Origin of the sequence: Nesterenkonia aethiopica, assembly GCF_039534665.1 — a bacterium.
GTDB lineage: Bacteria > Actinomycetota > Actinomycetes > Actinomycetales > Micrococcaceae > Nesterenkonia > Nesterenkonia aethiopica.
In genome coordinates this window covers 1-23052 of the sequence record NZ_BAAAVT010000011.1, presented here as the reverse complement: position 1 = coordinate 23052, position 23052 = coordinate 1, and the positions used below count along the sequence as shown (strand labels likewise).

Genomic DNA, 23052 nt, shown 5'->3' with positions numbered 1-23052 from the left:
GTGCGATGTTCCGTGATGTCACTCACTGTAGGACGCATCACATTACTTTGTCCAGACATTCGGACGAAATGGATTTCAGTGCGGTGCCCCGCCACACAGATCGTCCCTCCGTGAGAGATCGTCTGTGGATTCAGGCACGATCTCTCACGGAGGGACGATCTTCGGGTGGGGAAGAAGTCTCAGCCGTTGGACGGGAAGTTCAGCGACGCGGTCGACTCGTCGTTCTGATGCGGCCAGCGCTGGGTGATGACCTTGCCGCGGGTGTAGAAGTGCACACCGTCGGGGCCATAGATGTGGTGGTCCCCGAACAGCGAGTCCTTCCACCCGCCGAAGGAGTGCTGCGCCGCCGGCACCGGGATGGGCACGTTCACCCCGATCATGCCCACAGTGACCTGACGCTGGAACGTGCGGGCCGCATTGCCGGAGCCGGTGAAGATCGCCGTGCCGTTGCCATAGGGGTTGGCGTTGATCACCCGGATCGCGTCCTCCAGGGTGTCCACGCGGACCACCGCGAGCACCGGCCCGAAGATCTCCTGCTCATAGGCGGACATGTGCTCCTGGACCCGGTCCAGGACGGTCGGGCCCACGAAGAAGCCCTCCTCCCGGCCGTCCACCACCAGATCACGCCCGTCCACGACGACGGCGGCGCCGTCGGCCTCCGCCTCGCCCACCAGGCGCTGCACGCGCTCCTTGGAGTCCGGAGTGATCAGCGGGCCCATCTCCGAGGAGCTCTCGGTGCCGTCACCGACGGTGATGTCCCGGGCGCGCTGGCCCACCTTCTCCACCAGGGCGTCGGCCGCGTCGCCCACCGCCACGGCCACGGAGATCGCCATGCAGCGCTCGCCGGCGGAGCCGAAGGCCGCGGCCGAGAGGTGGTCGGCGGCGAGGTCGAGGTCGGCGTCGGGCAGGACCACCGCGTGGTTCTTCGCCCCGCCCAGGGCCTGGACGCGCTTGCCGTGCCGGGTGCCGGTCTCGTGGACGTACTGCGCGATCGGAGTGGACCCCACGAAGGAGACGCCGTCGACCAGCTCATGGGTCAGCAGGCCGTCCACGATCTCCTTGTCACCGTGCAGGACCTGGAAGACGCCGTCGGGCAGCCCGGCCTCCTTCCACAGCTGGGCCAGCAGCAGGGAGGCCGAGGGGTCCCGCTCCGAGGGCTTGAGCACGAACGCGTTGCCGGTGACGATCGCCACCGGAGCCATCCACAGCGGCACCATGACCGGGAAGTTGAACGGGGTGATCCCGGCGACCACACCCAGCGGCTGCCGGAAGGAGAAGACGTCGATCCCGGTGGAGACCTGATCCGAGTAGTCGCCCTTCAGGGTCTGCGGCGCCGCGCAGGCGAACTCCACGACCTCCAGGCCGCGGGCGACCTCCCCGGCCGCATCGGAGAGCACCTTGCCGTGCTCGGCGGTGATCAGCGCGGCGAGCTCCTGGGTGTGGGAGGCCACCAGCTCGCGGAATCGGAACAGCACGGCCATGCGCTTGGACAGCGAGGTCTCCGCCCAGAGGTCGGCGGCGCGCCGCGCGGCCAGCAGGGTCTTCTCCAGGTCCTCGCCGTCGCCCAGGTGCAGGCTGCCGGTCACCTGACCGGTGGCGGGGTTGAACACCTCCTGGCGGCGCGCGCCATGGCCGGCGTCGGCGGTGCCGTCGATCCAGTGGGTGATCTCGGCGACGCCGGCGCTCTGGCCGTCAGTGGTCTGGCCGTCAGTGGTCTGGCCGTCAGCGGTCTGGGAAGTCGTTTCGGTGGTGGTCATCAGTGGTTCCTCTCGTCGGTGTCGCGGCCGTCGCCGAGCAGCTGCCGCTGCCGGGACTTGTGGTCGCGGTAGGTCTGGTAGGCGTTCTGTGTGGTGTCCAGCTCGGAGACGCCCGTGACCGGCACGTCCCACCAGGACTCGGAGTCGGGGGCGTCGAGGTAGAGGTCGGAGTTGATGTGGATCAGCACCGGGCCCGAGTCCTCCGGGCGGGCCTTGGCCTCGGCGACGGCGGCGTTCAGCCGGTCGATCGCGTCCTCGCCCGGTTCCACGCGGATGACGTCGACGCCGAGCGACTCAGCGTTGGTGGCGATGTCGATGGGCAGCTCATGGGCGCCGTCGAACCGTCGCTGGTCCTCCAGGTAGCGGTACTTCGTGCCGAAGCGCTGGGAGCCCAGGGATTCGGACAGCGAGCCGATCGAAGCGTAGCCGTGGTTCTGCAGCAGCACCACGATGAGCTTGATGCGTTCGGCCACGGCGGTGACCAGCTCGGTGTGCATCATCAGGTAGGAGCCGTCACCGACCATGACGACGACGTCGCGGCCGTCCTCCGGGGCCTTCCCTTGGGCCTGGGCTTCGGCCAGGGCGGCGCGCTTGACCCCGAGGCCGCCGGCGATCTCGTAGCCCATGCAGGAGAACGCGTACTCCACGTGGTAGCCGTAGGGGTCCTCGGCCCGCCAGAGCTTGTGCAGGTCTCCGGGGAGGGATCCGGCCGCGCAGATGACGACGTCGCGCGCGTCCATGGCCTCGTTGACGGCCCCGATGATCTCGGTCTGCGCCGGCAGCGGCTGGTTCCTCACGGTGAAGGCCTCGTCGACGGTGGCGTCCCAGCGGGCCTTCTCCCGGCGCACCAGCTCAGCGACCTCGGCGGAGGTGTGGTGGCCCACCGACTCCAGGCGCTCACGCAGAAGGGGCAGCGTGGTGCCGGCGTCGGCGACGATCTGCACGCCGGCACCCATCTTGTAGGCGTCCAGGGAGGCGACGTTGATGTTGACGAATCGTACGCCTGGGTGTTGGAAGGCCGTCATGGAGGCGGTGGTGAAGTCCTCGTAGCGGGTGCCGATGCCGATGATGACGTCGGCGTCCCGCGCGTAGGTGTTGGAGGCGGTGGATCCGGTGGAGCCGATCGCCCCCAGGCAGAGCGGATGATCCCACTGCAGCGTGCCGACCCCGGCCTGGGTGTAGGAGACCGGGATGCCCGTGGATTCGGCGAGCGTGCGCAGCGCGTCGGTGGCGAAGCCGTAGTGCACACCCCCGCCGGCGATGATCAGCGGCTGCCGGGCCCCGCGGATGGCCTCCACTGCGGCGGCGAGGTCCACCTCCTCGGGCGCGGGACGGCGGATCCGCCATTCGCGAGGTGCCAGGAACTCCTCGGGCACCAGGATGCGTTCGGCCTGCACGTCCTGCGGCAGCGAGATGGTCACCGCACCGGTCTCCGCCGGGTCCATCAGCACCCGCATGCCGTTCAGCAGGGCGGAGAAGAGCTGCTCGGGGCGCTGCACGCGGTCGAAGTACCGGCTGATCGGGCGGAACAGGTCCGCGCAGGTGACGTCATAGGCATGGGGGAGCTCCAGCTGCTGCAGCACCGGATCCGAGGCGCGGGTGGCGAACTCGTCAGACGGCAGCAGCAGGGCCGGAAGGCGGTTGGTCGTCGCCAGGGCGGCGCCGGTGGCCATATTGGTGGAGCCGGGTCCGATGGAGGCGGTGACCGCGTAGGTCTGTCGGCGGCGGGTGTGCCGGGCATAACCCACGGCCTGGTGGACCAGGGCCTGCTCGTTGCGGCCCTGGTGGTAGGGCATCAGCCCCGGCGCCAGAGTCTGCGCCTGCTTCAGCGCCTGCCCGACGCCGGCGACATTGCCGTGACCGAAGATCCCGTGCATGCCGGGGATCGTGCGGACCTCGGTCCGGACGCCGTCGACGACGTCCACGGTGCGCTGGTTGGCGAGGAACTCCACGGTGGCCTGGGCCACGGACATCTCACGGGTGGTCATCGGTCCTCCTTCGTGGCGCCGGCCGGGGCCAGTCCTCCGGTCGGTGCAGGATCTGTGGCGTCGGGTGAGCCGCCGGGTGTGCTGTCGTCGAGCAGCGAGGCGGCGGCGTCGACGGCGGCGGCGACGTCACCGCCGTCAGGGTAGAGCAGGGTCCGGCCCACCGTGAGTCCCTGCACGCCCGGCAGTGCCAGGGCGCGGCGCCAGGTTTCCAGGACCTCGTCGGTGCGCCCGGAGGGGTCTCCGCCGAGCAGGACCGTGGGCAGCGTGGTGGCGGCCATGACGCGCTCCATGTCCTCGACCACCGGCAGCTTCATCCACGTGCGCGCTGAGCTGGCACCGAGCCCCTGGGCGATGGCCACCGACTGGATGACCGCCTCGGTGGAGAGGTCGTTGACCACGCGGCCGGCCTCGGTGCGGGAGATGAACGGCTCCACCATGGCGATCAGTCCGTCGGCGTGCAGCTGGTCCACCGCCTGGGCGGTGCTCTCCAGCACCGAGGTGGTGGCGGCGTCGTCGAAGGCGATCCGGGTGAGCATCTTCCCGCCGTCTGCCCCGAGGGCACTCAGGGCTGAGGCGGTGTGCCCGGTGAAGCGGTCATCGATCTCATTGACCAGGCCCGGCAGGCCGGCTCGGTTCATGGAGCCGAAGATCAGCTTGCCGTCCAGGGCGCCCAGCAGCAGCAGGTCGTCGAGCACGTCGGGGGAGGCCAGCACGCCGTCCACCTTCGGGTGGGCCAGGGCGATGCGGAGGCGGTCGAGCAGCCGGCGCCGGTCCGCCATGGCCTGCGGATCGGACTTCACCGCCAAGGCGCCGCGGGCGGCATGGTCTGCGGCGATGATGAAGCTCTGTCGTCCGTGCACCGGGCCTGGGTGACGTCGTCGGGACTGCGCGGCGGTCGCCACGGACTCCGGGTGCTCCAGTCGGAGGCGGGTGAGCGGCTCATAGCGGCGCGGATCCTCGTCGTCGGGCGATGTGCTCTGCGGAGGGGAGATCTCGCGGCGCAGCTGGTGGACCGGGGTCAGCGCCTCGGAGGTGCGGGGCGGGTCGGTGCGGCTCATGCCCGGACCTCCTGGGGGACGGGGCGGCCGCGTTCGGCCAGCAGCGCGGTGACCTCGTCGGGGGTGGGCATCGCATCGGAGCAGGCGATCCGGGTGGCGACCAGGGCGCCGGCGGCGTTGGCGTAGTCCAGGACCTGCTCCAGCGGCCATCCGGCGAGCAGGCCGTGGACCAGCGCGCCGCCGAAGGAGTCGCCGGCGCCGAGCCCGTTGACGGTCTCCACCGGCAGCGGCTTGGAGACCACCCGCTCCTCGGCGGTGGCGGCCATGACGCCGTCGGAGCCTCGTTTGACGACGGCGAGCTTCACTCCTGCCTCCAGCAGGCGGTCCGCCTGGTCGTCCGGGGTGCCCTCGCCCACGGCCACCGCACACTCCTCGGAGTTGCCCACCGCCACGGTGACATGCGGCAGGATCCGGGCGACCTGCTCTCGAGCCTGCTCCACCGAGTCCCAGAACATGGGACGGTAGTCGAGGTCCAGGACCGTGTGCTGGCCAGGCGTCAGCGAGGCCTGCGGGCGGGCCTCGTGGGCGGTGACCTGCGCCTGGCGGGAACGTGGGCGGGAGAGCCCGGTGACGGTCGACCAGAAGATCCGGGCCGCGGCGATGGCATCGGTGTCGAGCTCGTTCGCCTCGATCTCCCAATCCGGGGCGCTGGGGGAGCGTCCATAGAAGTAGAGCGGGAAGTCCTCGGGCGGCCGGATGGCGCAGAAGGTGACCGGGGTCTGCAGCTCCGGCACCGCTGTGACCCACTGGTCGTCGACGCCGTAGCGCCGCAGCTCCTGGTGGAGGAACTCGCCGAAGGGGTCGTCCCCGGTGCGGGTGATCACCGCGGTGCGTCGTCCGTGCCGGGCGGCGGCCACGGCCACGTTCGCCGGCGAACCGCCCAGGTACTTGCCGAAGCGGGTGACGTCGGCCAGGCCGACGCCGATGTCGTCAGGGTAGATGTCGACGCTGATGCGTCCCATCGTGATGAGCTCGTGGGTCATGGGTGCTCCTTCGGGTGTGCCAGGAGTGATGTGGGGTCTGCTGTGAGGAGATTCGGTGCGCTGCGTCTGCGTCTGCGGCTTCGTCTGCGGCTCCGGCCCCGTCAGCGGATGCGCGTGCGGGAGCCGCAGCCGCAGAGGTGCTTCCGGGTGCGAGCGGCGATCGGCAGGGGGTCGTCGAAGGACGTCACCGGGTACATGTCCTGTTCGACGATGCCGAAGAAGGAGCGGCCGAGCTGCTCGAGCTCATCGATGACCTCGGAGAGGTCCGGAAGGCCGCCGGGCGGTTCGACCATGACACCGGCTTTGTTGGCGGCGGCCCAGGTGAGGTCGTCGCGGCGGACGACCTCCATGACCTCCGGGTCGATCTGCTTCAGGTGCAGGTAGCCGATGCGGTCCGGATGGCGCCGGATGAGCTCGGCGGAGGAGGCACCGCCGTACTCGGCATGGCCGGTGTCCAGGCACAGGCTGACCCGCTGTGGGTCGGTCTCCTCCAGGAAACGGAGGATCTCGTCCATGGAGCACACATGGGAGTCCGCGTGGGAGTGGAACTGCTGGGCCAGGCCGTACTTCTCTTCGAGCACCGCGCCCAGCTCGTCGTGGCCCTCGGCCAGGCGTCTCCAGCCGTCGGCGTCGAGGGTTCCGGGCTCCACCGCCTCGCCGGTGACGTCGTCGCGCCACATGGCCGGAATGACCACGATGTGTTCCCCGCCCACAGCGGAGGTCAGCTCGGCGACGCGGTGGATCTGATCCCAGGTGGCCTGGCGCTCGTCGGCCCCGGCGCGGTGGAAGGCGGTGAAGACCGTTCCGGCGGAGACCTTCAGATCCCGGGCGGAGAGCTCATCGGCCAGGCGGGAAGCGTCGGTGGGCAGGTATCCGTAGGGGCCGAGCTCGATCCAGTGATAGCCCGCCTCCACCACCTCGTCGAGGAACCGCTCCCAGGGGGTCTGCTGCGGGTCGTCCGGGAACCAGACGCCCCACGAGTCCGGGGCGGTGCCGATGAGGATGGGAGAGCGGGTGCCGTCCTCGGCGGTGCTGGGGGTGCGTGCGGGAGTGGTGGTCACTGCGGCCTCCTCGACGTCGTCGGCCGGTGGCGGCGACGAGCTGGTGATGACGTGGTGTGCACCACTCTGTCGCGTGGATGTTCTAATGTCAAGACATATTGCGTCAGCGATCACTGAGGAGCGGTGAGTTGGTCTGGAGTTGTGGGTACTCGGCTCGATCGATTCGAGTATCCACAACTCCAGACCAACTCAGCGGGAGGGGAGGGCGGGGGAAGGGAGGGCGCGGGGGCAAGTGGCGACGTCAGCCGCCCGGGTGCCGCGGAGGAGGACGGTCAGCCGGCGAAGCCGACGTGCGCCAGGGCCTGGCGGACCAGCTGACCGCGTCCGCCGACGAACTCTCCCTGGACCTCGTCGCTGAGCACCTGCTCCGGAGAGAGCCAGGACAGCTCGAGGGCATCCTGGCGGGGCTGGCACTCGCCGGAGACCGGGACCACGTAGGCCAGGGAGACGGCATGCTGCCGGTCGTCCACCAGCCCGGTCTCGCTCGGGTAGGGGAAGTACTCCGCCACGGTGAAGGGTGTCGGCGACGGCGGGATCTGCGGCAGACACAGGGAGCCGAGGTCCTTCTCGATGTGCCGCAGCAGGGCCGCCCGGATCGTCTCCCGGTACATCACGCGACCGGAGACCACCGTGCGGTAGAAGCGGCCGTCGTCATCGGCCGTGTAGAGCAGCCCGACCTCGGTGACATAGCCCAGGGAGTCCTGGCGGACTGGGATGGCCTCCACGTAGACCATGGGGAGTCGACGGCGAGCCTCGTAGAGGTCTGCCTCGTTCAGCCATCCCGGGTTGGGATCGGGGGTGCGCACGCTCATAGTCCATTCATACCGCACCCCGGGCCTCTGCGCCCATGGGCGCACCCTGGGCACGCCGGATGAGCATGCCGGACGGTGTCAGATGATGTCGTCCACCGGGCGGCCCATGGCCGCGCGGCGTTCCGCGTGATTGATCCGGTGCCGTCGGGACTCGGTGGCCAGGATGACCACGAAGGCGCCCATGGCCGCCCCGATCGCCACCCACACCGAGGGCGTCTCGGAGAGCAGACGGGGGAACACGAGCCAGAACATGCCCCAGCCGAGGCCGAGCGCGATGGTCATCCGGCCGCGCTCCGTCATGGCGTAGAACGCGGCGATCCAGATGCATACCACCAGGCCGATCATGGCCCAAAGGATCGCCGGGAAGCCGGGGATCCGCACGCCCATGGCGGTCAGGGCGGCCGAGACGGAGGACATCGCCCCGACCAGGGCCCAGCCGGTGAACAGCCCCACCGTGGAGTCGGTGAAGCGGCGCTCGACGGTGTTCCGCGCGGTATGGAGCGTGAACTGACGGACGGCGTCCACCAGGGCCAGGGCCGCGGCCAGTGCGGCCAGCACAGCGACGGCGAGCATGCCCGCGTGCACGGCGGCCGTCCAGACCAGCATCATCACCGAGGCGATGCCGACCAGCCAGCCCGAGCGACGCTGCCGGGGAGTCGAGATCTGTGTGGTGGTCCACTGATGGACCGCATGTCCCAGCAGTCCCAGCGCGATGACCGGCCAGAGCCAGTAGTGACCGGCGTCGGGGGTCAGCAGCGCGGCGTCGCCCGAATACCAGCCGTCCACCAGGGTCTCGAGTCCGTTGCCCCCGATGATGGCCGGACCGCCGAAGGCTCCCAGCATCCACAGCGCGGAGGCCAGCGCGGCCACCGCACTGACGCTGACGAAGATCTGGCGAGCCAGGTCGACGGCTCCCGGCCGCGGGTCGGGGTCCCGGGAGGGGAGGTTGTACGGCGGGATGTAGGTGTACAGGTCCTCCTCGTCATCCGCGTACTCGTCCGCGTCGTCGTCCTCGTGGCCGGTGGCCGCCTCGATGGCGGCGGCCTTCTCCATGATCACGGCGCGCCGACGGGCGGCGCTGGCATCCTGCAGGCGCGTCTCCTCAGCCTCCTGCTCCCGGGCCTCCCAGGGGAGCGGGCGGCCGTCATGCTTGGGCGGTCGCGGCAGGGGGATGCGGCTGGTGCGTGGGTCGCCGGTCTGGGCGTCGATCGGCGGCAGCGTGACCATGGTGGCATCCTCGTCCGGCAGGATGTCCGACGTCGGCAGCGGGGGATGCTCCTGCGCCCGCTGCGTGTAGGAGTCCAGCTCGGAGGCCGTCTGCTCGTCGGGGAGGTCGACGTCGTCGGTCTCGTCCTCCTCCAGGTGCGGCGGCAGGTCCTGGGCCGTGGCCTCCGGCTCTGCGGCCCCCTGGGAGGCATCAGTCGCGGCATCCGGTGCTGGGCGGTCGGTGTCCTCGGCGACGGCGGTCGGCGGCGCAGCCACCGACGGCCCGTGCTGGTCGGCGCGGGGCTGGTCGGCGTGGTGCTGGTCGGCGTCAGGGTCGGCCTCTGCCTGGGGGGTCCAGCTCTGGTGCGTCCAGTCCTGGGCGGGCCAGTCGTCGTGGGTCCGGTCCTGGTGGGACCAGTCCTGCCCGGTCCAGGCGTCATCGACGTCCTCGGGGAGTGCCTGCTCCTCCAGGGCGTCCTCCCCGTCGGAATCGGGGTCCACCACATGGCCCTGGGCTCGGCGCGGGTCCAGGGGAGCGGCGATCTGCTCCCCGGGCTCGGGCCGGCGGAAGGCGTGCGCGAGCTTCTCCGTGGCCGCGGCGAAACGCGCGTCCAGGGTGTCGAAGAACTCGCTGAGCCCGGCCTCCTTCTCCTCCGGGCGGGCCTCGGGAGGAAGCACAGGAGTCGGGCGGCTCATCCGCACCTCACCGGTGTCCGAGGACACTGCCGGCTGCGTGTCAGTGCCGGGGCCCGCCTCGGAGTCACGAGCAGCGCCGTCGTCGTCGGACTGTGCGCTCTCGGGCCCGGTCACGTCCGACTCTGACGTCGGATCCGCGGGCTCGGACGGGGCGGGCTCGTGCTGGGCGGGCTCAGTGACCTCGTGGGCGGCGGCCTCCGAGCCGATCACTCCGGACTCGGCGGGAGCCTCCAGGGCATCGGCTTCGGCGCCGGACTCGCTGTCCTGTCCAGGATCCGCCGCGGCGTCGTCGGCGGTCGCCTCGTCGCCAGGTTCGTCGACTGGCTCGTCGGCGCCCTGTTCGTCGTCGATCTGCTCGTCGGTTCCCTGCTCGTCGGCGCCCTGGAGCTCATCAGGATGCGGCTCGGGGTGCTCTTCTGCAGGGGCGGTGACCGACGGTGAATACTCTGAGGACCGGTCAGTCACGGTGCGTTCTCCCCTCGTGAGGAACAGGATGTGCGGGACAGCGGAGGTCCAGCTGTGTCAGGCGTGCGGAACCGGCCAGCAGCCCTCTGCCGAGGCTCAGGCCGAACTCGCACGTGATCGTCGCCGTCGCGCAGAGACCACGGCGATGATCAACCCCACCAGAGTACCTACTGCGACGGCGGCGACCGTGCTCGCCCACGGGGGGAGTCCCGTAGTTGTTCCCGTAATGTAACCTAGCCCGATCAGCCACAACGACCAGGTCACGGCCCCGGCGAGGGCGAGCGGCACGAGGAACGGCCAGGTCAGCCGCATCATGCCGGCGGTGGCCATGGAGGCGCAGCGGCCGCCGGGGATCGCTCGGATCAGCAGCAGCCCCACCCAGGTGGAGGCCCCGCCGGCTCTGATGGACAGGCGCAGCAGCTTGCGGTGGATGAGCCGTCCCCATTTCCACCGGTGCAGCACCCGGATCAGCTGGTACCGAAACAGCAGGTAGACGCCGATGTCGCCCAGCAGACAGCCCAGCGTGGTCACGGCGAGCACGAGGCCCAGGGGCATCAGCCCCTCGGCGGCCATGGACCCGGAGGCGATCACCATCAGTTCGGAGGGGAAGGGCGGCACGAAGGCGGTGAACGCCACGGCCATCAGCTGCGCGGCGAAGTACCACCAGCCCCACTCCTCGAGCAGCTGAGGGTCGTCCAGGGCCTGGGCTGCAGCGATCAGTCCGTCCACGGGGTTGCCTCCAGGGGGTTCGTCGTCGGTGCTTCCACCAGCGACCGGCGGGAGGTGAACGTCCTGGGCTCCCCGCTGAGGGGATCGATGAAGCTCAGGGTGCGGGCCAGCAGCTGCAGCGGGCGGTCGAAATCGTCGGGAGCGTCGTCGAGCAGCTCCGGGTAGAAGCGATCGTGCAGGATGCCCAGTCCCAACAGGGCCATGTGGACGCGCAGCTGGTGGGTCTTGCCGGTGTGCGGGATCAGCCGGAAGTGCCCGACGGCGTCCCCGGCTCGGTTCCGGCCGGTGCTCAGCAGCTTGATGCGCGAGGAGGCGTTGGGCCCGGGCACCGGAGTGGTGCGCCGGCGACCGCGCCTCGGGGCGCGACGATCCTGCGGGCGTCTGCCGGAGTCGGCGACCTCATAGGGCTGCAGCTCGGAGACCACGACGCCCTTGGTCTTGGTGATGCGGTTGCGCACGGTCAGCGGGAACCGGGAGGCGAACGACGGGGGACCACCATCCTTGGACCCCAGCTGGTGCTGCGGCTCGGCGGGCAGGGCGCTGACACACTCATAGGTCTTGTCCGCCTGCCGGTTCTCGAGCAGCAGCTGATAGGCGCCACGGGTGCTGGGCTCCTTGGAGAAGATCACGACGCCGGCGGTGCCCCGGTCCAGTCTGTGGATCGGAACGAGGTCGGGAAGGTCGAGGCGGCGGCGCAGGCGCACCAGCAGGGACTCCTGGACGTATCGGCCCGCCGGGGTGGTGGGCAGGAAGTGCGGCTTGTCGACCGCCACCAGGTGCTCGTCCTCGTGGAGGATCTCCTCGGTCACGGGCAGCGGACGCTCGTCGCTGACGGATCGGTAGTACCAGAGGAACTCGCAGGCACCCAGCGGGGTGGAGGTCGTCAACGGCCGGCCTGCGGCGTCGACGACCTCGCCGTCGTCGAACCTGCGGGTGATGCCGCCGTGGTCGATGTGGCCGAAGGTCTCCAGCACGTAGTCGTGGATGGTCTCCCAGGGGCCGGTGCGAGGGAGCCGCAGGCGGGTGGCATTGACCCCGTCGCGAACGGGGAGGGGAGACGTCTGAGCCACTTAACCAGCGTACCGTCTGAGCTGAGCACGCCGAACCCGGCGGCTCGGCCGTCGCCGAGCCGCCTGCGGCTGCGGGCTCAGCCCCAGTCTGGGGCCTGGGCCTGGGCGATGTTCTCGTCGGGTGCGGTCAGCGGGTGGTTGACCTGCCAGGACATGCCGAAGCGGTCCTGCACCCAGGCGAAGTTCTTCGCGAAGTCGTAGTCGCCGGGCTCCATGAGGAAGCTGCCGCCCTCGCTGAGCTTCTCCACGATCTCGTCGAACTCGGTGGTGGTGTCCACCACCACGGCCACCGAGACCGACGGTGTGAAGCTGAACTCGTGCCGCACCAGGCTGTCCTGGATCATCAGCACCTGTCCACCAACGAGCACCTGGGCGGTGGCGACCAGCCGGGTGGGGGCCGCGGGCGTCGCCTCGGCATCCACCGTGGTCAGGTCCGTGCCGGTGGCCGGCGAGGGGTCTTCGTCGGTGGGCGTCCCAGCGCCGTCGCCCGCTGAGGTGTCGCCCTCGTCCGGGGCCGTCCCTTCGGCGTCGTCATGCTCGACGCCGCCCTCGTCATCGGTGTCGTCATCGGCCTCGAGGTCTGTCTCGTCGGCCGGGGCGCCCTCGTGCTCCTCACTCGCCGTGTCCTCCTCGACCTCGGCGACCTCGTCCTCGTCGCCGTTGCCTGCGTCGAAGATCTCGGTCCCCTCGGGGTGGTGCTGGATCTCGATGAGCTCGGCGTCCGGGAACGTCTCCAGGTAGAGGTCGATGGCCTCTTGGGCCTGACCTTGGAACATCAGGAACGGAAGGCAGAGAGTCATGGCATCAGCCTAACCGGAAAACCTCAGCCCCGACGGTGAGGAGTGGAAACCTGCACGGCGCAGGGCGTCCCCGAGCCGGGTGCCGAGCACCGGCTGCCCGTTGACACGTTCCACGGCCACGCGGCCGGTGCGGACCTGGCGCAGGCGCTCGACCAGCGCCTGCGCGGCGGCCTCCAGCAGGTGCTCCTCCTCGGTGAACACCAGCAGAGTCCGGCCGCCCCGCTCCATGTACAGCAGGAGCTCGCCGCGGTGGAGCACGACGACGGCGCCGGCCTTGCGTCCCGGACGGTGTCGGCTGTCCTCCAGGGCGGGCCAATCCAGGGCGGCGCCGTAGACGTTGGCCGGGTCGGTGGCCGCCAGGACCAACACCTCTCGGGCGGTCTCCGGGTCCACCGGGTTGGGGGAGGAGTGCTCCCAGGCGGAACGCGGCCCGCCGCCAGGGTGGTCAGCGGAGCGGGTGCCGTGCGTGGTCCCGGAGGGTCCCGGGGAGGCCTCAGAGGCCGCCCGGTCCTCGAGGGCGTCGGCGGTGGCCCGCAGAGAATCGATGGTGGCGGAGGTGGTGAACTGGGCGGCACCGAGCTGCTCGATGAAATAGCCGCGACGCACCTGCCCGGCGTCCTCCGCGGCGGCGAGCACCTTGTAGACGGCGGCGAAGCCTCCGGACAGCGGCGAGACGGCGCGCACCCTCTCGGATGACAGGCCGGACGCCGTCCCGGATGACGCGCCGGGCGCGGTCCCTGTCCCAGGGGAACCGGTCTGCTGCTCGGCGAGCACCGAGCCGCGGGTCACCACGCCGTAGCGGTCCAGCAGGATCTCCGCCCGGGCGTAGGCCAGGGTGGCCTGCTGCTCGGCCGCGGACCCGTCCGCGGCCCCGGGCGCGGAGGACCACCACACGCCCGCGGGCTGGCCGGGTGCGCCCCGGCCCCCCGGAGTCCGGGCACCGGCGGAGACGCCGCGCAGCGACCGGCGCGCCTCCACCGCCTGACGCAGCGCCATGCGACGCGAGGTGTGCCGACTCCGCGTGGGCCGGGCGGTGGCCTTGTGCGCCGTCCGCCCGCCGGTTAACATCCCGCGGATCGCGGAGAAGCTGTCCGGGACCACGCGTCCTGCCCAGAACAGCTCCCAGAGCGCCTCCGAGACCTTCTCAGCCGATGTGCTCACGGGCTCGCCGTCACCGGAGGCGCTGGCCTCGTCGGCAGCATCGATTCCACCCTCACCACCGGCGTCCGCGGTCTCGGCGGGGCGTCTCCGAGCCAGCTGGTGGGCCAGCGCCTCGGGGAACCAGGCGCCGCCGTCGTCGAGGATCTCCAGGATCCAGCGCTGCAGCGCCGTGGGCGTGTGGTCGGCCCGCACGAGCAGGCCCGCCTCGGCGTCTTCGCGTGGGTGCAGGGCGACCCACCCGTCGTGCCCGGACAGGGCCCCCCGGCCGGCCACCACCACCTCCCCGGCGCTGACCAGCTCGTCGAGCATCGACGGGCGATAGTCCCGGATCCGGGCAGGGAGTATGAACGCCTCCCAGGCGCTGGCCGGCGCGGCGACGCCGGAGAGCTGGGCGAGGACCTCCGTCAGGGCTCCCTGTCCCTCCATGCGGGTCTGCGGGGTGACCGACTGCCACTCGGCGAGGAACTGGGCGAAGGCCCGTGGCGGGACCGGCTCCACCTCGGCCCGCAGAGCGGCCAGGGAACGGCGGCGGATGCGGCGCAGCATCTCCACCTCACACCACTCGGACTGGCCCGGTGCCATGCGGTCCGGCTCCACATCGGGGCGGAACAGCCCTCGCACCAGCCTGGCCTGATCGGCCAGCCGCTCCAGCACCCCGGCGACGACGGCGGCCCCCAGTCCCAGCTCCGCGGCGGCCTCCTCCGTGGTGAAGGGTCCATGGGTCCGGGCGTAGCGGGAGACCAGGTCCTCCAGCGGGTCCTCGACCGGATCCAGGAAGACCTGAGGGATGCCCGGCGGCAGAGGGACGCCGAGGCCGTCACGCAGGCGTGAGGCGTCCTCCACCGCGGCATAGCGCTCCGTTCCGCGCCACCGCACGCGGAACGCCCGCTGCGCCGCCACCAGCGACTCGACATGGTCCCGGGCGGCGGCCACGTCCGAGGCGGGTGCGTCCGGGACCTCCGCGAACCCTTCGTCATCCTTTGTCGGCGTCTCGGCCTCGGACCCGCGCAGGCGCGCCGCCAGCTCCTCGGCGCTCAGCGGTCCCAGCAGGCGCAGCAGATCTGCGGCCCCCTCCTTGCCGCGCAGTCGCCGTGACGGTGCCAGACGCTGCGCGTGGGCCACCGCGTCGGCGATGATGCCGGCGTCCAGGAAGTCTCGCAGCTCCACCCGGCCCAGCAGCTCGCCGAGCAGCTCCGGATCCACCGACAGGGCGGCCGCGCGCCGCTCCGCCAGCGGTGAGTCGCCCTCATAGAGGTACTGGGCGATGTAGCCGAAGAGGATCGACTGGGCGAACGGCGAAGGCCGCTGGGTGGTGGCCTCGACCATCCGGATGCCCCGTCGACCGATTCGGCCCATCACCTCCAGCAGTGCGGGCATGTCATAGACGTCCTGCAGGACTTCCCGCATGGCCTCCATGATCATCGGGAAGTCCTGGTGCCCGGAGGCGACCTCCAACAGCTGGGAGGACCGCTGCCGCTGCTGCCACAACGGGGTGCGCTGACCCGGGTTCTGCCGCGGCAGCAGCAGCGCGCGCGCAGCGGCCTCCCGGAAACGCCCGGCGAACAGCGCCGAGGAGCTGACCTGAGCTGTCACGATCTCCTCCAGCTCCTCAGGCTCGAACCGGAACAGCTCCGCCCCTGGGGGATCGTCGTCCATCATCGGCACCCGCAGCACGATGCCGTCGTCGGAGGCCAGCGCCGAGCCGTCCAGCCCGTAGCGCTCGTGCAGGCGTTCGCCCACCGCCAGCGCCCATGGCGCATGGACCTGCATGCCATAGGGAGAGTGGAGGATGATCCGCCAATCGCCCAGCTCATCGCGGGTCTGCTCCACCACCAGGGCGGTGTCCGAGGGCAGGGTGCCGGTGGCCTCCTGCTGCTCGGCCAGGTACCGGATCAGGTTCTCCCGGGCCCAGAGATCCATGCCGAGTGCGCGCAGGCGGGCGCCGACGGCGTCGTCGTCCTCGGTGTGGACCTCCCGGTGGAACCGCCCCAGCGCCTCACCCAGCTCCGCGGGACGTCCCAGCCCGTCACCGCGCCAGAACGGCAGGGAGGCCGGCTGCCCGAAGGCTGGGGTGACCAGCACTCGGTCGAAGGTGATCTCCTCGATCCTCCAGCTGGTGGCGCCCAGGGCGAAGACGTCGCCCACCCGCGACTCATAGACCATCTCCTCGTCCAGCTCTCCGACCCGTCGCCCTCCGGTCCGCGCGGAACCGGACTCCTCGCCGCCGGCCAGATACACGCCGAACAGGCCCCGGTCCGGGATGGTGCCGCCGGAGGTGACGGCCAGACGCTGGGCGCCGGGGCGGCCGGTCAGGGTGCCGGCGTCGCGGTCCCAGACGATGCGCGGCCGCAGCTCCGCGAACCGGTCGGAGGGGTACTTCCCGGCCAGCAGGTCCAACGTGGCCTCATAGGCGGAGCGCGGCAGGGAGGAGAACGGTGCGCTGCGCCGCAGCGTCTCGAACCAGTGCTCCACGTCCAGCGAGTCCAGTGCGACGGCGGCCACCGTCTGCTGAGCCAGGACGTCCAGCGGATTGCGGGGGATGTGCAGCGCCTCGATCTGCCCGGCCAGCATGCGCTCCACGACGACGGCGGTGGACACCAGATCCCCGCGGTGCTTGGGGAAGAACCAGCCCATCGAGACCTCACCCACCTGGTGACCGGCGCGGCCGATGCGCTGCAGTCCCGAGGAGACGGCGTGCGGGGCCTCCACCTGGATGACCAGGTCCACCGCACCCATGTCGATGCCCAGCTCCAGGGAGGATGTGGCCACCACACAGCGCAGCTGACCGGCCTTGAGGTCTTCCTCCACGATCTTGCGCTGCTCCTTGGAGACCGAGCCGTGGTGGGAACGGGCCAGATCCGGAGGCGGCGCGTCGTCGCCCTCAGCGCCGCCAGCGACTTCATCGCCCCCAGCTTCGTGTCGCTGCTGCCGTTCGTGCCAGATCTCGTTGAGCCGACCGGTGAGCTTCTCCGCCAGCCGTCGGGAGTTCACGAACACGATCGTGGAGCGTCGTGCGGCGACCAGGTCCACGATCTTGTGCTCCACATGCGGCCAGACGGAGGGCTGCAGCGGCTGGGCGCCCCCGCCGTCGGTGAGCCTGCCGTCGGTGAGCTCAGCGAGCCCGTCCCAGTCCGCGACGTCGGGATCCTGACCGGGGAGCGGGCCGTGCGGATTGGCCAGATCCTCCACTGGAACCGAGACGGTGATGTCCCACTGCTTCTCCGCCGGCGGCGCGACGATCTCCACCGGCTGCCGGCCTCCCAGGAAGCGTGCGACCTCCTCGCGGGGCTCCACCGTGGCGGAGAGGCCGATGCGTTGGGCGGGGGAGTCCAGCAGGTCGTCGAGCCGCTCCAGGGACACCGCCAGGTGGGCGCCCCGCTTGGTGCCGGCGAGGGCATGCACCTCGTCCACGATGACCGTGGAGATGCCGCTCAGCGTCTGCCGGGCCTGGGAGGTCAGCATCAGGTACAGCGACTCAGGGGTGGTGATCAGGATGTTCGGGGGCCGGCGCACCAGATCCCGGCGCTGCTTGGAGGTGGAGTCTCCGGTGCGCACCCCTACCGTGATCTCGGCGGGCTCCTCGCCCAGGCGGCGCGCCGTGTGCGCGATGCCCACTAGCGGGCTGCGCAGATTCCGTTCGATGTCCACCCCGAGGGCCTTCAACGGGGAGATGTAGAGCACCGTGGTGCCCTCGGCAGGCTCTGCGAAGAGCCTGTCCACCGACCAGAGGAACGCGGAGAGGGTCTTTCCGGAACCTGTGGGCGCGACCACCAGGGCATGGCGACCTTGGGAGACCGCGTCCCAGGCGCCGGCCTGCGCGGCGGTCGGCGCTCCGAAGGAGGCGGTGAACCACTCCCGGGTGGGCGCGGTGAAGGGCGCGAGCGCTTCCCTCAGATCGCGTGAGGCATCCATGGACGTCACTGTATCGAGGAGAGCTGACGCGTCCGCGCGGCCTGCTGGTCCCCGTTAGCTTCTAAGGGCGCTGCTTCTCCGGCAGGATGAGCAGTGTTGGCCGGTCCGGTCTCTGGGCATGATCATTTGCCCCCAGTCGCAGTCATGATCCGGGGGGGTGTTGTCACCCAGAGGCCGGTCACGGGTGGATCGTGGATCGCTGATAGAGGCACGACAGCCCCAACCTGCCCCGGCAGGCGGAGGGCTAGTTTCCTAACGTGGATGCCGAGCATGACCCGCCCTACTGACCACACCGACACCTCGGTGCTGGATCCGGCCAGCGACGGGCCCGGCACCCCGACCGGTGGCCGTCACGGTTCACAGAGACGGGAGAAGACCATGGGCTGGATCCTGCAGGATGTCGAGGTGTTCATCGGCCTCGACGTCGGCAAAGCCGAACATCACGCCACCGCACTGACCCGCACCAGCGAGAAGGTCTACGACAAGGCCCTGCCCAATGACGAGACCAAGCTGCGGCAGCTGCTGAACGAACTCACCAAGGACCACGGGCCAGCATTGTTGGTGGTCGACCAACCAGCGACTATCGGAGCGCTGCCTGTCACCGTGGCCCAGACGATGGAGCAGGTCGAAGTGGCCTACCTGCCGGGGCTGACCATGCGCCGGGTGGCTGACCTGCACGCCGGCTCGGCCAAGACCGATGCCCGGGATGCATTCATCATCGCCGAGACAGCCCGCACCATGCCCTCAGCGCTGCGGCAGATCGCCGCCTCTGATGAACAGATCGCCGAGCTGGCGGTGCTGGCTGGCTTCGATGATGACCTGTTGAGCCAGACCACCGCGACCCGGAACCGGCTGCGCGGGCTGCTGACCCAGATCCACCCCGGGTTGGAGCGAGCAATCGGATCGCACCTGCACCACTACGGGGTCCTCGATGCCCTGGCCGTCTGGCCGACCCCGCAGAAGCTCAAGGCCGCTGGCCGGGGGCATGTGCGCAACAGGATCAAGAAGCACAATCCTCGCCTGGCTGAGAAGCTCACCGCGGCGATCTTCGAAGCCTTGGATGCCCAGACCGTGGTGGTCGCTGGCACCGGGGCCGCGGCCACGATCATCCCGATCCTCACCAACCAGCTGAAGGACCTCTACACCCAGCGGGCCCACGTGCTGGCCCAGGTCGAGGCACTGGTGGAGGCCCACCCTCTTGCCCAGGTCCTGACCTCGATGCCCGGAATCGGGGTCAGGACCGCCGCCAGAATCCTCACCGAGGTCGTCGGCAAGAACTTCAAGACTGCCGGGCACCTCGCTTCCTACGCCGGGATCGCCCCCACGACCCGGCGCTCCGGGACTTCCATTCGCGGGGAGTTCGCCAACCGCGGCGGCAACAAGAGACTGAAGTCCACTCTGTTCACCAGCGCCTTCGCCTCATTGCACCACGGGCCTTCACGGGCCTACTACGACAAGAAGAGAGCCGCTGGGAAGACTCACAAACAGGCCGTCATCGCTCTGGCTCGCCGCCGTCTGGACACTCTCTACGCCATGCTGCGAGACGGCACCTTCTACCAAGACCCCGAGACCATCAGAGGCGGCACCTGGCACGCCCTCGCGGCTTGACGAAAACCATAGAGGCACCCCCCCCGGACGGGGAGGGCTCAGGCCTCGAGCGATTCCCAGACGAAGCCGTCCGGGTCCGTGAGCGGGCCGATGCCGCCGACGATCGCCATCCGGTGGGCGCCCGAGCTGGTCGGATCCACGCCGGCCACCTTGGCCACCGTCTTCCTCCTCACCGCGGTGAGGGTCACGGATCCGGTCTCGAACTCCACGTACCGCTTGCCGTAGCTGGTCCCCACGCTCAGCCCCTGTGCGGTGTAGAACGTCCGGGTAGAGGCCACATCGTCGACGCCGAGCTGCAGGATCAGCCGCTCCAGCACACCGGTGGCAGCGCCGGAGTCCTTCTTGGACGAGGAGGCGAATGTGACCGAGGTGCCGTCGGCGCTGCGGACCGCACCGCCATATCCCCACAGGGATCTCGACGCCGGATCGGTGACCGTGGCGTCGGCGGCCTGGGCGGTGTCCATCAGGGCGTCGACGTCGGAGGGGCCGGGGACCACCAGGGAGACGGTGAATCCCCGGAAGCCGTCGGGCTCCGCCTCAGAAGTCCGGACCTGGAGTCGGTCGCTGATGCCGAGGGCCTCCCAGAGGCGCTCTGAGGGCGCGGGGTCGGCGGCTTCGATGAGGATATGGGAGATGGTGCTCATGGAGGCCGATGCTACTGCGGTGCATCGGCCGGAGCGGAGAGCTGCAGGCCGGTCGGGAGTTCGGCGACGCTCCGCCGTCGTCACCCAGGGGTTGCTGCCTGGAGATTCCTGGAGCAGGATCGGTCCATGACTGGTGACGTGATCCAGGACGCCCCCTCTCCTGCCTTGCCGACTGATGTCCTCCGCCAGGCGCTGGCCGACAGCCTGCTGGGCAATGCCGCGGCCCTCCGTTCACGCCTGACTCCTGTGGCGGGTTTGAACGTCGTGTTCCCCGTGCAGTGGAGCGTTCAGCGTCAGGAGGCACTGACTGAGCTCGTCGACGATGTCCTGCCATCAGACCAGCCTGGGGTCGGTCACGACATGGAGGACAGACTGTTTCTGGCCGTGCTCGCAGCGGGAGCCGCTGGTTCCTCAACCATGGTGGTCCAGGTGGTGGGACAGGTGGATCGTACCGACGTCAGCTGCCATGCCCTCGACGCCCCCGCTGCCAGAGAGGCGCTGCGGGAGGCCCTGGGCCGCATCGAGGCTGTGTTGAGGTGACGGCGGGCGCCGGCGCACCGGCCTCCGTGGGATCTGGGCGCGACTCCAGCGGCGGTCGCACCCTCGCCCCGCAGCATCTCATCGGGCGTAGGGCAGCAGGTCCGCTCGGCGAACGGGCCGGTTGAACACCGGGCCGTCCGGCTCCAGCACCCGTCCGGCGGCCAGCGGCCCGAGGGACACCGGGTCGAAGCCCATGGCGGAGACGAGCGCCATGACCAGGCCCCGGGCGCCGTCGTCATCTCCGGCCACACCCAGGGCGCGACGCTGGTCGAGGGGCAGGCCCCGGGCGGCGTCGTCGTCGAATTCGGTGTGAGCGACGTGGTTGAGCGCCTTGACCACCCGCGCGCCGGAGAAACGTCCGGCGATGGCCAGAGAGGTGGGCAGCTGCTCGTCCACGGCGGCCTGCAGCCAGGGCGGCAGCAGCTCGTCCTGCCACGTGTTGGTCGCATCGATCAGCACGCAGCCGTCCACCAGCGCGGGGTCAAGCTCATCGAGCTCCTCCTGCGGCACCGCGAGGATGACGATGCCGCGCGGATGCTGCCGGGTACGCGCGGGCACCTCCTCAGCATCGACGGCGGTGGCCCCGGGTGCGTAGATCTTCAGGTGGTGGCGCAGCGCCTTCGGCGGCCGGGTGGAACAGATGTCCACCGCGAAGCCTGCGGCGAGCAGCGCCCGGGCGAAGGCGGTGCCCGCCCGGCCTGCGCCGAGGATCCCCACCACCGGGGGAAGCAGAGACTCACCGTCGGGCCCGCGGGCGACGTCGTCGTCCTGGCTGACATCGGAGGGCCGCTCTGGGTTGTGCTCAGGCGGGGTGGGTTCAGACGGAGTGGGTTCAGACATGGTGGTACGGCCTTCCTCCTGAGATCTCCTGGGCCCGATAGACCTGCTCGGCGAGGACCATCCGAACCAGCTGGTGTGGGAAGACCAGCTTGGAGAGCGACCAGACGAAATCCGCGCGCGCATGCAGCTCATGATCGACCCCGTAGGCGCCACCGATCACCAGGACCACCGGGTGGCCCAGGTCGAACTGGCTCTGCAGATGCTTCGCCAGGGCAGGCGAGTCGATGTTCTTGCCGCGTTCGTCCAGCAGCACCACGTGGTCCTGCGGCTTGATGGTTCCCAGGATGCGCCCGGACTCCTCGGCGCGGGCGGCCTCGCCGTCTCGGGAGGAGTGGGGAAGCAGCTTCCAGCTGAGGTCATAGGGCTTGCGCAGGCGCTGGGTGTACCGCTCGATGCCGTCCACAGCCCACTTCTCATGCTTCTTGCCGATGGCGACCACGCTGATGCTCATGAGCCATGAGCCTATGCGGGGCGCTGGAGGGGCGTCCAGAAGACGACGGGTGAGGGGATCCCGCACAGAGAGGACCCCCGGGCTGACCAGCGCTGAGGGGGACGCTGCAGAAGGCCAACCCGGGGGTCCGAATCACTCGCACCTCCATGAGGTGATCGCTACGCTACGGCCCGTTCTTGAGTACGAGCCTGAGCTGAGCTGGGGGTCGTCTGGACGTCGGACCTCGTCCCGGCGGTGAGCATGTGCCGTCCCGGGACCGAGGGTTCTGGAAGACTGGCTCACACTGGTCGACTCAACCCACGGAGAGGTCCCCACCGCATGCACTTCGCACCCCTGCCGGACGGCCTCGGGCGCCCGACGAGGCCTCTCATGGATCGGCCGGCCCTGTCCGGCGATGAGGTCGTCGTGGGCCTCGGGGCGGTGTGCGATCTGGAGCGGGTGCCGCGTGTGGGAGATCCTTCGGTCCGTTTCGACATCGCCGAGTTCGTGGAGCTGGACGATGGGCGACCTGTACTGCTGCGGGACCTCGGATTCACGCTCTCGTCCATCAGGTACACCGACGGAAGGGCGCCAGAGGAGGACCCGACGGCAGGGCTGAGCCTCGAGGACGTGATCGACGAAGTACGCGCCACCACGGGCCCCGAGGTGCGAGCCGACGGGACGGTGTCCGACGAGGAACACGGCTGGGACGAGCTGGCGCTGTTCGTCCGCGACATCGGACTGACGGTCACTGCCGACCGCCTCAAAGCCGTCGGCTATGCGATCACCGTGACAGATCGCCTCCGTGAGCTGCTGTCACGGCGAGACGACTGAAGGCGGCCGTGCGCAGAGTAGGCCCCCGGGCTGACCAGCGCTGAGGGGGGACGCTGCAGAAGGTCAGCCCGGGGGCCCGAATCACTCGCACCTCCATGAGGCGTTCCCTACGCTACGACCCGTTCTTGAGCGCGAGCCTGAGCTGAACCGAAGATTCTCTGAACGCGGTCGTCGGAACGTCTAGCGGGGGACGACGCGCGCGGTGCAGACGACGATGCCCCGCTCGGATCAGTCCGAGCGGGGCATCTCACATCTGGCGGAGGCGGGGGTGTCCAGTCTCAGAACGTAGTTGACACTCTCTGGCGCGGGGTCCCGGTAGTGATAGTTGACACCTGTCTCACGACATCGTTGACACCCTGCTGGTAGTGATAGTTGACACCTGTCTCGCGACATCGTTGACACCAGTGCAGGCCTCGACGCCGAGGGCAGCGGCGTTGCCACGAGCATGGGCAAGCACA

17 protein-coding genes are annotated in these 23052 nt (G+C 70.1%); 3 read left to right on the top strand and 14 right to left on the bottom strand.

Features of this window, described 5'->3' with window-relative positions:
* Positions 1-179 precede the first annotated feature (179 nt).
* The 11 genes from ABD658_RS09535 to ABD658_RS09485 all read right to left on the bottom strand — a co-directional run bounded on the left by ABD658_RS09535 (position 180) and on the right by ABD658_RS09485 (position 17698).
* Positions 180-1757 carry a CoA-acylating methylmalonate-semialdehyde dehydrogenase gene (locus ABD658_RS09535; protein WP_344680703.1) on the bottom strand — a complete coding sequence of 526 codons (1578 nt, stop codon included), beginning with the start codon at positions 1755-1757 and terminating at the stop codon, positions 180-182.
* A complete protein-coding gene (iolD, locus tag ABD658_RS09530; protein WP_344744374.1) occupies positions 1757-3745 on the bottom strand; it encodes a 3D-(3,5/4)-trihydroxycyclohexane-1,2-dione acylhydrolase (decyclizing) in 1989 nt (662 codons plus the stop codon). The genes ABD658_RS09535 and iolD overlap by 1 nt, the downstream gene beginning before the upstream one ends.
* Positions 3742-4803 carry a Cgl0159 family (beta/alpha)8-fold protein gene (locus ABD658_RS09525; RefSeq protein ID WP_344680700.1) on the bottom strand — a complete coding sequence of 354 codons (1062 nt, stop codon included), beginning with the start codon at positions 4801-4803 and terminating at the stop codon, positions 3742-3744. The genes iolD and ABD658_RS09525 overlap by 4 nt, the downstream gene beginning before the upstream one ends.
* Positions 4800-5786, bottom strand: a complete 987-nt coding sequence (gene iolC, locus ABD658_RS09520) for a 5-dehydro-2-deoxygluconokinase (RefSeq protein WP_311025731.1) — start codon at positions 5784-5786, stop codon at positions 4800-4802. Before iolC ends, ABD658_RS09525 begins: the two co-directional genes overlap by 4 nt.
* A 101-nt stretch (positions 5787-5887) precedes the next feature.
* Positions 5888-6847: a sugar phosphate isomerase/epimerase family protein gene (locus ABD658_RS09515; protein ID WP_311025732.1), complete on the bottom strand. Its 960-nt coding sequence runs from the start codon at positions 6845-6847 to the stop codon at positions 5888-5890.
* Positions 6848-7119: 272 nt separating this feature from the next.
* Positions 7120-7659 (bottom strand): NUDIX hydrolase family protein, encoded by a 540-nt coding sequence (locus tag ABD658_RS09510; protein ID WP_070162639.1) that lies wholly within the window; start codon positions 7657-7659, stop codon positions 7120-7122.
* Between the two features lie 78 nt (positions 7660-7737).
* A complete protein-coding gene (locus tag ABD658_RS09505) occupies positions 7738-10026 on the bottom strand; it encodes a hypothetical protein (protein ID WP_344680695.1) in 2289 nt (762 codons plus the stop codon).
* 96 nt (positions 10027-10122) lie between these two features.
* On the bottom strand, positions 10123-10755 hold the full coding sequence (locus ABD658_RS09500) for a DedA family protein (RefSeq protein WP_344680693.1): 633 nt from the start codon (positions 10753-10755) through the stop codon (positions 10123-10125).
* Positions 10743-11825, bottom strand: coding sequence for a pseudouridine synthase (locus ABD658_RS09495; protein ID WP_344680691.1), 1083 nt, complete (start codon positions 11823-11825; stop codon positions 10743-10745). Before ABD658_RS09495 ends, ABD658_RS09500 begins: the two co-directional genes overlap by 13 nt.
* 77 nt (positions 11826-11902) lie before the next feature.
* Positions 11903-12625: a VOC family protein gene (locus ABD658_RS09490; protein ID WP_344680689.1), complete on the bottom strand. Its 723-nt coding sequence runs from the start codon at positions 12623-12625 to the stop codon at positions 11903-11905.
* A gap of 9 nt (positions 12626-12634) precedes the next feature.
* Complete coding sequence (locus tag ABD658_RS09485; protein ID WP_344744369.1) at positions 12635-17698, bottom strand: ATP-dependent helicase; 5064 nt, start codon at positions 17696-17698, stop codon at positions 12635-12637.
* A 378-nt stretch (positions 17699-18076) separates the two neighbouring features.
* Here ABD658_RS09485 and ABD658_RS09480 point away from each other — a divergent pair, with 378 nt between their 5' ends.
* A complete protein-coding gene (locus ABD658_RS09480) occupies positions 18077-19306 on the top strand; it encodes an IS110 family RNA-guided transposase (RefSeq protein WP_344744437.1) in 1230 nt (409 codons plus the stop codon).
* A gap of 38 nt (positions 19307-19344) precedes the next feature.
* Here ABD658_RS09480 and ABD658_RS09475 read toward each other — a convergent pair whose 3' ends face one another.
* The gene (locus tag ABD658_RS09475) at positions 19345-19950 is read right to left on the bottom strand and encodes a glyoxalase (protein ID WP_344684142.1); all 606 of its coding nucleotides are present in this window, start codon (positions 19948-19950) and stop codon (positions 19345-19347) included.
* A 126-nt stretch (positions 19951-20076) separates the two neighbouring features.
* On the opposite strand from ABD658_RS09475, the gene ABD658_RS09470 reads away from it, so the two are divergent.
* Entirely contained in the window at positions 20077-20490 is a 414-nt protein-coding gene (locus ABD658_RS09470) for a hypothetical protein (RefSeq protein WP_344684140.1), read from the top strand.
* A 78-nt stretch (positions 20491-20568) separates the two neighbouring features.
* Here the strand turns inward: ABD658_RS09470 and ABD658_RS09465 are convergent, their stop codons facing one another.
* Both ABD658_RS09465 and ABD658_RS09460 read right to left on the bottom strand, forming a co-directional pair.
* Positions 20569-21330, bottom strand: coding sequence for an NADPH-dependent F420 reductase (locus ABD658_RS09465; RefSeq protein WP_344684138.1), 762 nt, complete (start codon positions 21328-21330; stop codon positions 20569-20571).
* On the bottom strand, positions 21323-21781 hold the full coding sequence (locus ABD658_RS09460) for a 23S rRNA (pseudouridine(1915)-N(3))-methyltransferase RlmH (protein ID WP_170922616.1): 459 nt from the start codon (positions 21779-21781) through the stop codon (positions 21323-21325). Before ABD658_RS09460 ends, ABD658_RS09465 begins: the two co-directional genes overlap by 8 nt.
* Positions 21782-22099: 318 nt before the next feature.
* On the opposite strand from ABD658_RS09460, the gene ABD658_RS09455 reads away from it, so the two are divergent.
* Positions 22100-22594, top strand: a complete 495-nt coding sequence (locus ABD658_RS09455) for a hypothetical protein (RefSeq protein ID WP_344684135.1) — start codon at positions 22100-22102, stop codon at positions 22592-22594.
* The last annotated feature ends 458 nt before the right edge of the window (positions 22595-23052 follow it).

Coding starts and splice junctions, on each gene's coding strand:
- ABD658_RS09535 (WP_344680703.1), bottom strand. CDS start 1,757: ATGACCACCACCGAAACGACTTCCCAGACCGCTGACGGCCAGACCACT.
- iolD (WP_344744374.1), bottom strand. CDS start 3,745: ATGACCACCCGTGAGATGTCCGTGGCCCAGGCCACCGTGGAGTTCCTC.
- ABD658_RS09525 (WP_344680700.1), bottom strand. CDS start 4,803: ATGAGCCGCACCGACCCGCCCCGCACCTCCGAGGCGCTGACCCCGGTC.
- iolC (WP_311025731.1), bottom strand. CDS start 5,786: ATGACCCACGAGCTCATCACGATGGGACGCATCAGCGTCGACATCTAC.
- ABD658_RS09510 (WP_070162639.1), bottom strand. CDS start 7,659: ATGAGCGTGCGCACCCCCGATCCCAACCCGGGATGGCTGAACGAGGCA.
- ABD658_RS09490 (WP_344680689.1), bottom strand. CDS start 12,625: ATGACTCTCTGCCTTCCGTTCCTGATGTTCCAAGGTCAGGCCCAAGAG.
- ABD658_RS09485 (WP_344744369.1), bottom strand. CDS start 17,698: ATGGATGCCTCACGCGATCTGAGGGAAGCGCTCGCGCCCTTCACCGCG.
- ABD658_RS09480 (WP_344744437.1), top strand. CDS start 18,077: ATGGGCTGGATCCTGCAGGATGTCGAGGTGTTCATCGGCCTCGACGTC.
- ABD658_RS09475 (WP_344684142.1), bottom strand. CDS start 19,950: ATGAGCACCATCTCCCATATCCTCATCGAAGCCGCCGACCCCGCGCCC.
- ABD658_RS09470 (WP_344684140.1), top strand. CDS start 20,077: ATGACTGGTGACGTGATCCAGGACGCCCCCTCTCCTGCCTTGCCGACT.
- ABD658_RS09465 (WP_344684138.1), bottom strand. CDS start 21,330: ATGTCTGAACCCACTCCGTCTGAACCCACCCCGCCTGAGCACAACCCA.
- ABD658_RS09460 (WP_170922616.1), bottom strand. CDS start 21,781: ATGAGCATCAGCGTGGTCGCCATCGGCAAGAAGCATGAGAAGTGGGCT.
- ABD658_RS09455 (WP_344684135.1), top strand. CDS start 22,100: ATGCACTTCGCACCCCTGCCGGACGGCCTCGGGCGCCCGACGAGGCCT.